We start from the raw sequence: 14,074 nt of genomic DNA on the forward strand, positions 1-14,074 counted from the left end.
TAAAAAAGGGCACCAGTTGGTGCCCTTTTTGTTTTTTTCTGTTGTGTTAATCGCAGAACTCTTTTTCCTGCTTTTCAGCCTGTTTAAGTCTCTGCTGATGCTCATCAGGAGTCAGGTAGCGTTTTTCACCAGATGGCCCTTCAACACGTATTCGGGGGAAATTGCGCAGTTTTTCAAGTTGGGCTCTTACTTGGGCGCATTTTTCAGGGTCTTTTTTACTTTCTGGTGGTGGTGGGGTTAGAGCCTTACGAGTTGGTTTCTTCTCGGCGTCAGTTCTTGCTTCCGGCTCTTCTTGCTTGGTTACAGCGGTACCGGTAGAAATGCTGATTAATTCAGCTTTCTGGTTCTCGGGAGGTCTTGCGGAATAGTGAGTAACCCCGTTTTTATCGACCCACTTATAGAGTTTCTGCTTGGCATCGGCCTGCAATGGTATCAACAGGGCCAGGGCAATCGCGGCCAGAGCTGCTCGGTTCATCTTCCATTCTCCTTATTGTTGAGTGGATTCTACACAATCCCGACCCAATCAATGAGATCTGATTCAAATATAGTCAATTTAGCTTAGCAGTAACGCTAAGCTGTTGTTTCACGGCTATTTTGCCCTATCATAGATGCCAGATTATCAACCTGCTGATCAAAGGTGTGACAGCGATATTATGAACAACGAAAACGATAACCAAATCATCGAACATGATGAGATCACTGGTCAGAGTACCTGCCAATCAGCGTCCAGTGAAGCGGATGATTCGTCTCCCATTCAGGAGCATGAGGAAGAGGAGACGGTAAACGGCCGCTCGGTGCGTCGCCGAGGTGTTTACCTGTTACCTAACCTGCTGACCACAGGTGCCTTGTTTAGTGGCTTTTACGCCATTTTGTCGGCTATGGCGGGTAATTTTGAGGCAGCCGCAATCGCTATTTTTGTGGCAATGGTGTTTGATGGCCTGGATGGCCGTGTTGCCCGCCTCACCAATACCCAAAGTGCCTTCGGGGTTCAGTACGACAGTCTGTCGGATATGGTCTCCTTTGGCGTGGCACCTGCCGTTGTCTCTTTCAGCTGGGCTCTGCACTCACTGGGCAAGGTGGGCTGGGCGATGGCCTTTATCTATATCTCTTGTGCGGCATTGCGTCTGGCGCGATTCAATACCCAGGTTGGTAGTGTCGATAGTCGCTTCTTTATCGGATTAGCCAGTCCCGCCGCGGCAGCGCTTGTGGCAGGCATGGTTTGGGCCGGACACGATGCCGAACCTGGAGTCACGTTATCTATCGTGGCCGCAGTAACAACCGCTATGGCTGGTATCCTGATGGTGCTGAATGTACGTTACATCAGCTTTAAGGGTGTAGACCTGCGCGGAAGAGTGCCATTTGTAAGAATGCTGATTGCCATTATGGTTATCATCATTGTGACTGTTAATCCGCCTGTGGTTCTGCTGGTGTTGGGTGCTGCCTATGCGTTATCTGGCCCGATTCAGGTGCTGTTGCGCAAAATGAGGAAAAAATAGCGACTTCTTTTGTGATAGTTGGCAGTTGCACTCCGCCATAAAACCTGCTGAAATCGGCAGCAATTAATTGGGGTACCTGGTGACCCTATTTTTCAGATTCTATGATTAAGCCGCTTTTGCCATGAATACCTCTATCGTGATGTATGGTAATCGAGCCGGTCAGGTTCCCAACCTGGCCGGGATGGCTATTGCACCTGAGCTTTTCCTTCCAGATCTACGTCAGGGGTAGGGTTTCCCGCACCTGCGTGTAATCCTGCCCCGGAAAATTGACCTCCGTGATATCAACTTGCTCCCGGCATTTGGGCGGCAAAGTGAACGCGGGGTTTTTGATCTGTCTAATTTCATATCTGGTGTTATAAACAACGAATCTTGAGGGGTTAGTCCACCATGAGTAAGGACCAATTAGTAATCTTCGATACCACATTGCGTGACGGCGAACAGAGCCCGGGCGCGTCCATGACCAAAGACGAAAAGCTTCGCATCGCCAAAATGCTGGAAAAACTTGGTGTTGATGTGATTGAAGCCGGCTTTGCGATTGCCAGCCCTGGTGATTTTGATGCAGTTCGCTCTATTGCTGAAACGATAAAAGACAGTACCGTGTGTAGCCTGTCCCGTGCAGTGCGCGCTGATATCGAGCGTGCCGGTGAAGCGGTGAAAGTGGCCAACTCCGGTCGTATTCATACCTTTATCGCTACCTCCCCGATCCATATGAAGTACAAGCTGCAGATGGAGCCGGACCAGGTAGTAGAGCAGGCTGTAAATGCCGTCAAAATGGCTCGCAACCTGATTGATGATGTTGAATTCTCACTGGAAGACGCCAGCCGTTCCGAGTTCGACTTTATGTGCCGCATCATCGAAGCAGTTATCGATGCCGGTGCACGCACCATCAACGTGCCTGACACCGTGGGTTACGGCACTCCGGAAGAGTACGGCAACACCATCGGTCGTTTGATTCAGAACGTGCCCAATGCCGACAAAGCAATTTTCTCCGTTCACTGCCATAACGATTTGGGATTGGCGGTAGCCAACTCATTGTCCGCGGTTCTGCAGGGAGCGCGTCAGGTTGAGTGTACGATCAATGGTCTGGGTGAGCGTGCTGGTAACGCCGCACTGGAAGAGATCGTAATGGCGACTCGTACCCGCAAGGATCTGTATCCGGTCGAGACCCGAATTAACTCTCAATACATCGCCGAGGCATCGCAGCTGGTTTCTGAAATCACCGGCTTCCCGGTACAGCCAAACAAGGCGATCGTGGGTGCCAACGCTTTCTCTCACGAATCCGGTATTCACCAGGATGGCGTACTCAAGCATCGTGAAACCTACGAGATCATGCGTGCCGAAGATGTCGGTTGGGACACCAACAAACTGGTACTGGGCAAGTTGTCTGGTCGTGCTGCGTTCTCTTCACGGCTCGTTCAACTGGGGCTGGGCATTGAAGACAAGGACGAGTTGATGCAAGCCTTTATGTTGTTCAAGCAACTGGCCGACACCAAGCGCGAAATCGGTGATGAGGATCTGCGCCAGCTGGTTGCCGGTATGCGTGGATAGGGCCTGTTGACGCTTCATATCCGCCACTGTTGGTGGCTGAAAAGACGTCCATCAAGGCGCGAGGAGAGTAGTTTGGTCATTCCAAATGAACGACGAGCAACAACGAGGGACGCCTTTTCAGTTCCAACCCGAAGGGCTGAGGCTATTTTTGTGCTCTACTGCGTTGTCAATCGCTTATGTAGAATGGCTACACTATGCTCTTTCCGCCTTGTTGAGCACAAAAATCGCTCTCAGCAGAGGTGGATATGAAGCGTCAACAGGCCCTAGACGATTGAAACCGCGTGCAACAGAGGGGACAATGTCCCCTCTTTTTGTTGGTGCATAAACATGGTGACAGGACAGGAACGCGATTATTACCTGAAGACTCTGGGGGTCATTCAATATGTCCCGCGCGAGTTTTGCCTGCCTGAAACAGTAGCGGAAGTCACGGCTGCCCCCCCGGAGGTAAATCCGGAAATTGCACAAGTCGAGCCGGCTCAACCACCTGTGCAAGACGCTCGCGAACTACTAGCTGAACAGCCTGTCGAAAATCGGGCGGAATCACCCGAAGAAAAGCCAGTTCCCCAACCGATTGAAAAGCAGCCAGTTGAAATAGAGCAGGCTGCCACTGTAACTGCAGAGCCAGCAGTAAAAGCCAAACCAGTGGATACTGAAGAGCCACAGCGCTTTCGAATCTGCTACTGGCGGGTTGCCGATCTACTGGTTTTTGATTCACTGGATTACGGCCAAAACCCACCTCAGGATCGCCACGAGTTGCTCGCCAACATTTTACAGTCCATCGGCCGTTCAGGGTCACCGTTACCTGAACCGGAACTGTTGGACTGGCCGCTGGTGCCCAATGCTCGCGCTGATAATGCCGGTGCCAGGGCGATGTTCAGTACTTTTTTAAAGCGCCGTGTTGAGCAGGACAATGTTCAATGGGTGTTGGTGATGGGCGAGTGCGCCAGTAACTATCTGCTGAGCAACCTGGTGAATGTAAAAGGAAAAATGGCGCTGTCCGGAGATTGTCAGGCCATTCGACTGCCTGGACTGGCTGAAATGCTTGAAGATCCAAATCACAAGCGGACAGCCTGGCAGGCGATTCGGTTTCTGGCGGAATCAACCCAATAAATATCATTGGCCTTTTGAAGATGGCGCATATCAGACCAATGACCGACACCGATCTGGTCACGGTAACCGAAATTGAACAGCAGGTTACCCCCCACCCCTGGAACCAAAAACAGTTTCAGCAGAGTCTTGAATCCAGCCATCACTGCTGGACCCTTGAGTCCGATGGCGAGGTAATAGGTTATTATCTCTATTCCCTGGTGGTTGGTGAGGCGGAAATTCTTAATATCGCAGTTGCACCCAATCATCAGGGCAAGGGCTTTGGCAAGCAACTGCTTGAGCACTGTTTGCAGCAAGCTTCGCAGTCGGCGCAAATGATTTTTCTGGAGGTTAGGGCCAGCAATTTCCCTGCAATCCAGTTGTATCTGCACTCGGACTTTAACCAGATTGGCGAGCGCAGGGATTACTATCGAACGGCGCACGGCAGCGAAGATGCGTTAGTAATGGCTAAGGAGTTAGGTAATGCAGCAGAAGATTACGGTTGGAATCAGTAGCTGTCTGTTGGGCAATCATGTTCGCCACGACGGCGGCCATAAACATCACAGCTTTATTACTGGCACGTTGGGTGAGTATTTCGACTTTGTACCATTTTGCCCTGAAGTAGGTGCTGGCCTTGGTACACCTCGACCGCCAATTCGACTTGTCGGTGATGAGCAGGTAGTGCGTGTGGTTGGCAGCAAAGACCCTAATCTGGATGTTACTGACGATTTAGTTGGTTTTTGCGAAAGCAAGATGCCGGAAATAGCTCATCTGGGTGGCTTTATCCTTAAGAAAGATTCGCCAAGCTGTGGCATGGAACGGGTAAAAATCTATAGCGAAAAAGGTCATCCCGCACATAAGGGTTCGGGTGTTTTTGCAAAAATGATTTTGGAAAACTACCCTAATTTGCCCGTTGAAGAAGAGGGGCGGTTAGGGGATGCCCGCCTCAGGGAGAACTTTATCGAGCGCATATTTATCTACCAGCGCTGGCGGGAGTTGATGGAAAGTGGTTTGAGTGTATCCGGTTTGATGGATTTTCATGCTCGTCACAAACTTAATTTTATGAGTCGTCATCAGGATAAAGTTCGTGAACTTGGGCGTATTACTGCATCGGCTAACAGCGATAACCTAGAGCAGGCAGCCAGCGAATATTTTGACCTGGCCATGAAAACACTTAAAAAACTGGCTACTGTAAAGAATCACGTAAACGTATTGCATCACGCTATGGGTTACTTGAAGCGTGAGCTGGATGGTGATGACAAACAGGAAATGCTGGAGACCATAGAGTCTTACCGGTTGATGCAAGTGCCGTTGATCGTGCCAATCACACTGATTAAGCATCACTTCCGTCGCAGCCCACATCCCTATATTGAAAATTCCTGGTACTTCAGCCCCTATCCGGATGAATTAAAGCTGCGTAATGGTGTCTGATAGCAACTTCAATTTATCTCATAACAACAAAACGGAGTTACATGTGAGTGGAAATAAACTGAAGCTACCGCTGCCAATTGTCCTGCTGGATGCAATCGGTGTGATTGTGTTGGGACTTGGATTACATGAGCACTTTATTTCATCCCCGTTAGTTCCAGAAGCGTATCATTTTGATCGCTATCCGATTGTTTTGATGGTCGTAGGTGGCCTGATGATACTACCTATGCTGTTCTGCACATTCAGACAGTTAATCGGCGTAAAACGATTGCAATCCGGCAACGCCAATAATATTGGCGGGGCAGGGAACAAGCCCAAAGGCATTCAATAACTAGAGGAAACCCAAATGGAGTTTGACGTTGCTTACTGGCACTGGCTGATACTGGGTATCGTATTGGTCGTCGCTGAAATTTTTATCCCGAGTTTTACGGTAATCTGGTTTGGACTCGGTGCTATTGTGGTTGGGCTGGTTAAGGCCGTAATTCCCGGTATGGGGTTCACCGTCGCGCTGACACTCTGGATTGTCATGTCATGCCTGTTCACCTTTTTGTGGTTTAAGTTCTTTAAGCCAAAAATGGTTGATAAAACCACTGCGGGTATTGCCAAAGAAGCGGTAATGGGAGAGACGGGCCATGTTATTCGCGCACCATTGGACGAGGCGAGAGGGGTGGTACGATTTGCAACCCCGGTTTTGGGCGATGATGAATGGGAGTTTCTGTGTAATGATCAGGTTGAAGTGGGTGATCGGGTTTACATTGCAGAAATTTCCGGCAACACATTAATTGTTAATAAAAAATAGTTTTAGGATAAGGAGTAAAAAAAGATGGAAGTCTCTATTGTTATGGTTGCCATTCTGGTGCTGGTATTTATTACCATTGCACTGGGGGTTCGACTGGTGCCTCAGGGCAGTAAACACGTTGTGCAGCGCTTGGGGAAATACCATAAAACCCTGCCGCCAGGATTGAATATCATCATTCCCTATATAGATAACGTGGCCTACAAAGTCACCACCAAGGATATTGTGCTGGATATTCCGTCACAGGAAGTGATTACCCGCGATAACGCCGTGATCATTGCCAATGCTGTGGCTTACATCAATATCGTTACTCCGGAAAAAGCGGTGTATGGTATCGAGAACTACGAAATTGCCATTCAGACACTGGTTCAAACCTCCCTGCGTTCAATTGTTGGTGAAATGGATCTGGATGATGCCCTCTCTTCCCGTGACCAGATCAAGGCGAAGCTGAAAGGTGCTATCTCTGACGATATTTCTGACTGGGGTATCACTCTGAAAACCGTTGAGATTCAGGATATCAACCCGTCACCAACCATGCAGAAAGCGATGGAAGAGCAGGCTGCTGCAGAGCGTGGTCGTCGCGCTACCGTAACTCGCGCAGAGGGTGAGAAGTCTGCCGCTATTCTGGAGGCTGATGGTCGTCTGGAAGCATCACGCCGTGATGCCCAGGCCAAAGTTGTTTTGGCTGAGGCAACCAAGGAAGCGGTTGAGCGTGTAGCCGCAGCGGTAAAAGACCAGGAGCTGCCGGTTATGTACCTGCTTGGTGATAAATACGTGGACGCAATGCGAGAGATGGCAGAGTCTGACAATGCCAAAACTGTGGTGCTGCCAGCAGATATTCCGGCTGCAGTGCGCGGTATTCTAGGCGGTCGTTAATCGATTGCAGAGAGGAAAAAACCGAAGCTATTCAGCTTCGGTTTTTTTATGCCAATGCAAAAGTGGTCAAAAGGGGCAGCGAAATGTGAATCATTGGTACCTCTAGCTGAGGCTGTTCTACACTGGATGGAGAGAGCAGCACTTTCACAATAACAAGAGAGGTAGCTAATGATTGATCATATAGGCCTGACCGTTAATGACCTTGATAAGAGTAAAGCCTTTTATATTCAGGCATTTGAGCCTCTGGGTATGGGGCTGGTAATGGAGGTGGAGGGCTGGAGTGCATTTGGGCCACCCAATCAGCCGATATTTTGGTTGAGTGAACAGGATTTACATCAACGGCCAATGCATATCTGTTTCCGGGCGGCCAATCGAGCCCAGGTGGACGCCTTCTATGAGGCCGCATTGGCAGCAGGCGGGCAGGATAATGGCAAGCCTGGCATTCGAGAGCACTACCACCCAAATTACTATGGCGCTTTCGTGATTGACCCGGATGGGCACAATATAGAAGCGGTCTGTCACGATCCAGAATAAGGTGATAAGTGTAGAAGTGACTTTAGCTGCGAACGGTAACTTTTTCGTAGCTAAAGTCGTGTCTGTTCAAAATTTTAAAATTTACCGCCAGTGCTTATCCCACACCTTCAGCACTTTTTCCGAATACTTATAGGTGCCATAGCTGCCATTGTAGCGGGCTAATGCATCTGGCACGTTACCATCTTCTTTATCCAGGTAGTATTTTAAGATTGTGCAACCGTAGCGAAGGTTGGTGTCGGTTAGCATCAGGTTGTCGTTTGGGCGGCCCAGCTCTTTTTTCCAAAATGGCATAATCTGCATCATGCCTCGAGCACCGACGCGTGAAATAGCAAAGCGATCAAAACCGCTTTCAATCTCAATTACAGCCAATACGATTTCCGGTTGCAGTCCTGCCTTGGTGGCTTCGCGATGAATCTTTTTCAATAATTCGTAGCGTTGCTGCTCGTCATCAATAAAACGCTCCAGTGGCTGGGATTTGGCCATTAGCCAGACCTGGGCATCGTAAATGTCGACAAAACTGTCGGCTCCCTCAAGGGATTCCTTGAGAAGGTTTACCAGTTCGGTATCGGGTTGTGGCAGTTGGGGAGGCGAGTTTAGAGGTTCAGCTAAAGCCAGGTTGCCTGCCATCAGGCCGGTCAGTAGCACCAGCCTTAGGGGGAGACGTATTTTTGTTTTTGTTACTGCCATTTATTAACTCTTTTTTGAGTGTCAGTTGACGTTGGCAGCGCCAACTGACACTTGTGGCATCTTTTTTTAGCGTAGTTGAATATTGCTGGTGACGAAGTCGAGAATGTCGTCAACGGCAATATCCTGACTCTCGGTGGCACGGCGGTTTTTGTATTCGACCATGCCATTCTCGAGGCCGCGATCGCCAACAACGATACGATGAGGCAGGCCCATCAATTCGGTATCTGCGAGCATGCCGCCCAGACGAGCCTTGGCTTCATCCATAAACAGCACGTCATAGCCAGCACTGGTGAGATCTTCGTAAAGTTTCTCACAGGCGTCTTTTACTGCTTCTGACTTGTGCATGTTGATTGGAACCAGCGCGATCTGGAACGGTGCGATGCTGTCCGGCCAGATAATGCCGTTGTCATCGTGATTCTGCTCGATGGCAGAGGCGACAATACGGCTGACACCGATACCGTAACAGCCCATGGTCATCACAATTTCCTTGCCGTTTTCATCCAGCACTTTGGCATTCATGGCCTGGGAGTACTTGGTGCCCAACTGGAAAATATGGCCAACCTCGATACCGCGTTTAATTTCCAGGGTGCCTTTTCCATCCGGGCTGATATCGCCGGCTACTACATTGCGAATGTCGGCCACATCGGCCAGGGCGCAATCACGCTCCCAGTTCACGCCGGTAAGGTGGTAGTCGTCTTCGTTTGCGCCGCAGACAAAGTCCGCCAGGTGGGCGGCGTCGCGGTCAATAACAGTTTTGATGTTCAGTTGAACCGGCCCCAGGGAGCCAACATTGCAGCCCAGCTCGGCTTTGATGCGTTCTTCCGGTGCAAAGGTCAGCGGAGCGGCAATACCGTCCAGCTTCTCGGCTTTCAGTTCATTGAGTTCGTGATCACCACGCAGTACTAACGCTACCAGTGGTTGTTGGTCGCTCTCTTCCGGGGATTCACCCAACACGATCAGGGTTTTTACACTCTGGTTGTCCTGGGTGCCGAGGAAATTACTCACTTCCGCAATGCTGTATGCGCCGGGAGTGTGAACTTTGTTCATCTCCTGGGTGGCGTTTGGACGCTCGCCTTGGGGAGCCTGTGCTTCGGCTTTTTCCACGTTGGCGGCGTAGTCGCTGCCAGTACTGAAGGCGATGGCGTCTTCGCCAGATTGCGCCAGCACGTGGAATTCGTGGGAGAAGCTGCCACCGATTGAGCCGGTGTCGGCCAGTACCGGACGGTAGTCGAGACCGAGGCGTTCAAAAATCTTGCAGTAGGCACCATGCATGACATCGTAGGTTTCCTGCAGTGACTCCTGGTTGGTGTGGAAGGAGTAGGCGTCTTTCATCAGGAATTCACGGGAGCGCATGATGCCAAAGCGCGGACGAATTTCGTCTCGGAATTTGGTTTGTACCTGATAGAAGTTGGCAGGCAGTTGTTTGTAGCTGCGGATCTCATTGCGAATCAGGTCGGTGATAACTTCTTCATGGGTAGGGCCCAGGCAGAAGGGGCGCTCGTGGCGATCCTGGATGCGCAGCAGTTCCGGTCCATACTGTTGCCAGCGTCCGGATTCTTCCCACAGTTCTGCAGGTTGAACTACGGGCATCAGCAATTCCTGGGCACCGGCGCGATCCATTTCCTCGCGAACGATTTTTTCGACTTTGCGTAATACTCGCAGGCCGGTTGGCAGCCAGCTGTAGAGGCCAGAGGCAAGTTTGCGAATCATGCCGGCTCGAAGTAGTAGTTTGTGGCTTATTACTTCAGCGTCGGCGGGGGTTTCTTTTTGGGTGGCAATCAGATACTGGCTGGCGCGCATGGCGTATTCAGTCCTTATTCAAAACGTCAAAAGAGGGTATTCTACGGCGCATTAATCGCAGGGTACAGAATATGTCCGAGTTTACACTTCATCCAAGGTTGGAGGCAGACACAATTATGCTGGGTCGGTTTCCATTGTCGCTGTTATTGCTCCATAAAGATGCCAACTACCCGTGGTTTATTTTGGTGCCTCAGCGTCCTGGGTTGACCGAGATTCACCAGCTTAGTGATGCTGATCGGGATCAGTTGATGAAGGAGTCATGTCAGTTAGCGAAAGCCCTTGAACAGCTTTACAGCCCCGACAAGCTCAATTTGGCGACGATTGGCAATATGGTGCCGCAGCTGCATTTCCACCATGTGGTTCGCTTCGAGAGTGACCCCGCATGGCCTGCTCCAATTTGGGGGGCGGTGCCTGCGGTCGAATATGAGCCGGGGGTTATGCGTCAGCAAATTGATGAGATATGTAAAGTATTAATGGTGGGTGCTTTTAAGCCGTCAAGCCAGATCTCCTAATGCATTATCTCAGAAGGTAAGTCCTCTACTTGGTGTGGGACATGGGCGTGGTTTAGCTTGCTGTGACACGCCGTAGACCCATCCATGGGGGCTCGTGGCCAGCATCCCTGCTGGCCACGGTCACATCAAGCTAAACCCCGTCCATGTCTTTCAAGTTTGTATGAATGGCGGCTTTTATTTTTCTTCAGCCAACTCGCGAAAATCATCGGCAAGCCTGCTAAGGCGTTTGTCGAGGTGCTCACGCTGCTTATCGGTCATCGAATTGATAAGGTCAGCTATTAGCTGGAAGGTTTGTTGCTGGTTGTGAATATTCGCCTGACGATGTTCTTCGCTGACGCTGTTGGCGGAACGGAACAGGTAGGACTCTAGAAAGTCATTCACCGTTTGGGGTGCATATTGGCGCTGTTTTAAAGCTTGTGCCAATTTCTTTTTCCAGTCCTGCTGGTGGTTAATTTCCATAGACGCCGAGTTTTTGAGAGCTGCAGACCAACGTTGAATACGTTCTTTCTGGTAATTATTGGGTTTGCCAATCCACTGCTTTGCCAGTTTTTCCATGCGTTCGGTTCGTGCTTCTATTCGCTCTTCGGCGTTCGGCTCGACGTAATCCTCCTGGTATTTCTCCGCTTGCTCCTGAAGCTCATCCAGCAGCTTCTCCACTTGCTTGTCGGAGAGGGAAACCAGTAAACGGGCGGCGGGCTTGATAACTCGATGTTGCACGTCATTGATCATTTGCTGGCCATCTAAGGCGGCCTGCTGGAGTTGGTCGGCGGCAACGGGTTCGGCAACGGCTTCCTTTAAGTCTTCAAAGAATTCTGCGTAGCGGGGGAGTTGTGTTGTTCTGTGCCAGCTGAGAAGGGAGTCGATATCGGATTTGAAGGTATTTTTCTGGTTGCCATTCATGTCGACGTAGCGGCCAGCGTACCAGCCAAGCCACCAGTCAGCAGTGTTGTAGCCGAGTTTGAGGGTGCTGCAACTGGCAAGCAGCGTGAGAACTATGAGAGGAATCAGAATGCGCTTAATGGTCATACTGCAAGCCGTGCTAAAACTCAGTTCCAGACTTGGAAAAAGTTTAGCACGCCTTTTCAGCAGAATTAGCTTTCAAGCAGTGGCAACTGATCCATGTTGATTTGTAGGCCACGCACCTTAATCAGGCGTTTCTCGTCCAGGGAGATGGTTTCAAAGCGGTATTTGCCAATATCAAAGCCAACATTGCCTTCGGGAATGCTCTCCAGCAATTCCAGGGCCAAGCCATTGAGGGTCTTGGGGCCGTCGGTGGGTAGGTCCCAGCCGGTGGCTTTGTTTATGTCTCGGATAGTGGCAGAGCAGTCGATAATAAAGCTGCCATCCTTGTCGATGGTGACGTCTTCTTCGGCTTCATCGGCTTCGTTAGTGGTGAAGTCGCCAACAATCTCCTCGAGAATATCTTCCAGTGTTACCAGTCCCTGAACTTCGCCGTATTCGTCTACTACCAGGGCGCAGCGGCGTTTTACGGTGCGGAAGTTCACCAGTTGGGTGTGCAGCGGGGTGTTTTCCGGAACGAAATAGGGCTCAAAGGCAAATCGCTTGATCGCTTCTTTGGTGATCGCATCGGCGCCGCCGCGCAGCAGACGGCTTACTTTGCGGATGTGCAGGATACCCACCACATTGTTGACGTCGCCCTCATACACCGGCAGTCGAGTGAATGAGCTATTGACCATGTCATCGGTCAGCTTCTTGATGTCATCTTCCAGGTTGAGGCCAACAATTTCGTTGCGCGGCACCATGATGTCATCAACGGTGACATCTTCCAGCTCCAGAATGCTGAGCAGCATGCCTTGGTGATCGCCAGAGATATGGTGCCCGGATGCGTCCACTACGGTTCGTAGCTCGTCTTTGCTGAGTGCGTCATCCATGCCCTTGTGAGGGTCGACGCCAAACAGTCTTACGAGGCTGTTGGAAACATAACTGACCGCATAAACAGCACCCTTGAATAGGAACAGAAGCGGCTGAAGTACCAGGCTGGCAGGGAAGGCGACGCGTTCAGGGTGCAGCGCTGCAATAGTCTTGGGGGTGACCTCGGCGAAAATCAGCATCACGATGGTCAGCACGATCCCGGCATAAAACTCGGAGCCTTGGCCGTAGAGTTTGATGGCAATGGCCGCAGCAACAATAGCGGCAAAGTTATTGGCCAGGTTGTTGCCAATGAGGATAACGCCGATCAGGCGATCCGGGCGCTTAAGGAGTTTCGCTACACGGCGTGCGCCACGGTGGGTGTTCTGCATGTGTTTCAGTCGATAGCGATTGATCGCCATCATGCCGGTTTCGGAGCTGGAGAAAAATGCAGAGCAGAGCAGTAAAAATGCGAGCAGGCTAAAGAGTAGCCAAAGGGGCGTGTCGTCCAAGGAGGGTGTAGCCTCAAATTGTTATCGAAACGGTATGGTGCGGCATCATTGCGGTGAGGTCAACAGCACTTCGTACACGAATTTGCTGCCCCAATAGGCAAGTGCCGTGGCGATAAACCCGGCCAAGGTCCAGCGAATGGCTGTATTGCCGCGCCATCCCTGTTGGTGACGACCCCACAGGAGGACGGCATAAACCACCCAGGCGGCCAGAGAGAACACTGTTTTGTGGCCCAGGTGTTGGGCAAACAGGTCTTCAAACAGCCAGAAGCCGGAGATCAGCGATACCGTAAGCAGGGCAAACCCGGCCCAGAGTACCTCAAACAGCAACACTTCCATTGTTTGCAGTGGGGGCAGGGCACGCACCCAGCCTTTCAGGTGCTTATGGCGCAGCTGCCAGTTCTGGTAAGCCAGCAGCATGGCCTGTAGTGCGGCTATGGTCAGCAGGCTGTAGGCCAGTATCGAGCTGAGCACATGCAGGCCGGTTTCCAGGTTCATATCCTTGTAGGTCACAATCATACTGTCACTGTTCAGTGAGGCGATGATTACTGGAATAGTGAGCGGAAACAGGAATAAAAACAGGTTGTGGGCGGGTTTGCGTAAGCTGCTCACCCATATCAACAAGTTGACCACGGTCAAAATCAGTGAGCTGGCTTGCCAGAGGCTGAAGTCAAAGCCTTGTTCAGTAACAACCAAGCGAAAACTGGTAAAAAAATGCACAAGAATGGCAATAGAAGCCAAGCCCAGTAAAAAGTCCCGTCTCAATGGACGGTTCTGACGAACTTTGGTGATCTGGTAAACAAACGCAATAAAGTAGAGAGCGATTGCGCTGCTGCCGAGATAGAAAGTAGTCATGTGATCGTATCTATTATTGTTGCGTAACTGTGCGCGAGTTTCGCACAGATGCATTTGGGATGCGAGGGGTTATCAATT

At 50.7% G+C, this 14,074-nt stretch carries 15 protein-coding genes and 1 pseudogene; 10 read left to right on the plus strand and 6 right to left on the minus strand.

All coding sequences use genetic code 11. The annotated features are described in order from the left end of the window. Nucleotides 1–46 precede the first annotated feature (46 nt). On the minus strand, nt 47–475 hold the full coding sequence (locus QP938_04175) for a DUF4124 domain-containing protein (protein ID WIO75113.1): 429 nt from the start codon (nt 473–475) through the stop codon (nt 47–49). A 178-nt stretch (nt 476–653) separates the two neighbouring features. Between QP938_04175 and pssA the strand changes: the two genes are divergently transcribed. The 9 genes and pseudogenes from pssA (at nt 654) to QP938_04220 (ending at nt 7,764) form a co-directional block, all read left to right on the plus strand. Then, complete coding sequence (gene pssA, locus QP938_04180) at nt 654–1,496, plus strand: CDP-diacylglycerol--serine O-phosphatidyltransferase (GenBank protein WIO75114.1); 843 nt, start codon at nt 654–656, stop codon at nt 1,494–1,496. Nucleotides 1,497–1,883: 387 nt separating this feature from the next. Continuing rightward, nucleotides 1,884–3,032, plus strand: a pseudogene (locus tag QP938_04185) (2-isopropylmalate synthase). A 339-nt stretch (nt 3,033–3,371) separates the two neighbouring features. Next, nucleotides 3,372–4,154, plus strand: coding sequence for a hypothetical protein (locus QP938_04190; GenBank protein WIO75115.1), 783 nt, complete (start codon nt 3,372–3,374; stop codon nt 4,152–4,154). A gap of 38 nt (nt 4,155–4,192) precedes the next feature. Then, nucleotides 4,193–4,645 (plus strand): ribosomal protein S18-alanine N-acetyltransferase, encoded by a 453-nt coding sequence (gene rimI, locus QP938_04195; protein WIO75116.1) that lies wholly within the window; start codon nt 4,193–4,195, stop codon nt 4,643–4,645. Next, nucleotides 4,614–5,561 carry a DUF523 and DUF1722 domain-containing protein gene (locus QP938_04200; protein WIO75117.1) on the plus strand — a complete coding sequence of 316 codons (948 nt, stop codon included), beginning with the start codon at nt 4,614–4,616 and terminating at the stop codon, nt 5,559–5,561. Before rimI ends, QP938_04200 begins: the two co-directional genes overlap by 32 nt. Nucleotides 5,562–5,604: 43 nt before the next feature. After that, nucleotides 5,605–5,889, plus strand: coding sequence for a hypothetical protein (locus QP938_04205; GenBank protein ID WIO75118.1), 285 nt, complete (start codon nt 5,605–5,607; stop codon nt 5,887–5,889). Nucleotides 5,890–5,904: 15 nt separating this feature from the next. Beyond that, the gene (locus tag QP938_04210; GenBank protein ID WIO75119.1) at nt 5,905–6,357 is read left to right on the plus strand and encodes an NfeD family protein; all 453 of its coding nucleotides are present in this window, start codon (nt 5,905–5,907) and stop codon (nt 6,355–6,357) included. Nucleotides 6,358–6,381: 24 nt separating this feature from the next. Next, a complete protein-coding gene (locus tag QP938_04215; protein WIO75120.1) occupies nt 6,382–7,230 on the plus strand; it encodes an SPFH domain-containing protein in 849 nt (282 codons plus the stop codon). Between the two features lie 168 nt (nt 7,231–7,398). Then, nucleotides 7,399–7,764 (plus strand): VOC family protein, encoded by a 366-nt coding sequence (locus QP938_04220; protein ID WIO75121.1) that lies wholly within the window; start codon nt 7,399–7,401, stop codon nt 7,762–7,764. Between the two features lie 81 nt (nt 7,765–7,845). Here QP938_04220 and QP938_04225 read toward each other — a convergent pair whose 3' ends face one another. Both QP938_04225 and QP938_04230 read right to left on the minus strand, forming a co-directional pair. Continuing rightward, the gene (locus tag QP938_04225) at nt 7,846–8,451 is read right to left on the minus strand and encodes a lytic transglycosylase domain-containing protein (GenBank protein WIO75122.1); all 606 of its coding nucleotides are present in this window, start codon (nt 8,449–8,451) and stop codon (nt 7,846–7,848) included. Between the two features lie 66 nt (nt 8,452–8,517). Next, nucleotides 8,518–10,251 carry a proline--tRNA ligase gene (locus QP938_04230; protein WIO75123.1) on the minus strand — a complete coding sequence of 578 codons (1,734 nt, stop codon included), beginning with the start codon at nt 10,249–10,251 and terminating at the stop codon, nt 8,518–8,520. 71 nt (nt 10,252–10,322) lie between these two features. Between QP938_04230 and QP938_04235 the strand changes: the two genes are divergently transcribed. After that, entirely contained in the window at nt 10,323–10,763 is a 441-nt protein-coding gene (locus tag QP938_04235; GenBank protein ID WIO75124.1) for an HIT domain-containing protein, read from the plus strand. A 174-nt stretch (nt 10,764–10,937) separates the two neighbouring features. On the opposite strand, the gene QP938_04240 is transcribed toward QP938_04235, so the two are convergent. The 3 genes from QP938_04240 to ccsA form a co-directional block, all read right to left on the minus strand. Further along, the gene (locus QP938_04240) at nt 10,938–11,789 is read right to left on the minus strand and encodes a DUF6279 family lipoprotein (protein ID WIO75125.1); all 852 of its coding nucleotides are present in this window, start codon (nt 11,787–11,789) and stop codon (nt 10,938–10,940) included. 65 nt (nt 11,790–11,854) lie between these two features. Further along, nucleotides 11,855–13,144, minus strand: a complete 1,290-nt coding sequence (locus QP938_04245) for an HlyC/CorC family transporter (GenBank protein WIO75126.1) — start codon at nt 13,142–13,144, stop codon at nt 11,855–11,857. Between the two features lie 45 nt (nt 13,145–13,189). Beyond that, nucleotides 13,190–13,996, minus strand: coding sequence for a cytochrome c biogenesis protein CcsA (gene ccsA, locus QP938_04250; protein WIO75127.1), 807 nt, complete (start codon nt 13,994–13,996; stop codon nt 13,190–13,192). Nucleotides 13,997–14,074 lie beyond the last annotated feature (78 nt).

It is taken from the genome of Porticoccaceae bacterium LTM1 (assembly GCA_030252795.1).
In the GTDB taxonomy this organism is placed as follows: Bacteria; Pseudomonadota; Gammaproteobacteria; order Pseudomonadales; family Porticoccaceae; genus SCSIO-12696.

Excerpts from the sequence above, each read along its gene's own strand:
- QP938_04215 (WIO75120.1), top strand. The coding sequence starts at position 6,382 with ATGGAAGTCTCTATTGTTATGGTTGCCATTCTGGTGCTGGTATTTATT.
- QP938_04240 (WIO75125.1), bottom strand. The coding sequence starts at position 11,789 with ATGACCATTAAGCGCATTCTGATTCCTCTCATAGTTCTCACGCTGCTT.
- QP938_04190 (WIO75115.1), top strand. The coding sequence starts at position 3,372 with ATGGTGACAGGACAGGAACGCGATTATTACCTGAAGACTCTGGGGGTC.
- ccsA (WIO75127.1), bottom strand. The coding sequence starts at position 13,996 with ATGACTACTTTCTATCTCGGCAGCAGCGCAATCGCTCTCTACTTTATT.
- QP938_04200 (WIO75117.1), top strand. The coding sequence starts at position 4,614 with ATGCAGCAGAAGATTACGGTTGGAATCAGTAGCTGTCTGTTGGGCAAT.
- QP938_04235 (WIO75124.1), top strand. The coding sequence starts at position 10,323 with ATGTCCGAGTTTACACTTCATCCAAGGTTGGAGGCAGACACAATTATG.
- QP938_04225 (WIO75122.1), bottom strand. The coding sequence starts at position 8,451 with ATGGCAGTAACAAAAACAAAAATACGTCTCCCCCTAAGGCTGGTGCTA.
- rimI (WIO75116.1), top strand. The coding sequence starts at position 4,193 with ATGACCGACACCGATCTGGTCACGGTAACCGAAATTGAACAGCAGGTT.
- QP938_04175 (WIO75113.1), bottom strand. The coding sequence starts at position 475 with ATGAACCGAGCAGCTCTGGCCGCGATTGCCCTGGCCCTGTTGATACCA.
- QP938_04210 (WIO75119.1), top strand. The coding sequence starts at position 5,905 with ATGGAGTTTGACGTTGCTTACTGGCACTGGCTGATACTGGGTATCGTA.
- QP938_04230 (WIO75123.1), bottom strand. The coding sequence starts at position 10,251 with ATGCGCGCCAGCCAGTATCTGATTGCCACCCAAAAAGAAACCCCCGCC.
- QP938_04220 (WIO75121.1), top strand. The coding sequence starts at position 7,399 with ATGATTGATCATATAGGCCTGACCGTTAATGACCTTGATAAGAGTAAA.
- pssA (WIO75114.1), top strand. The coding sequence starts at position 654 with ATGAACAACGAAAACGATAACCAAATCATCGAACATGATGAGATCACT.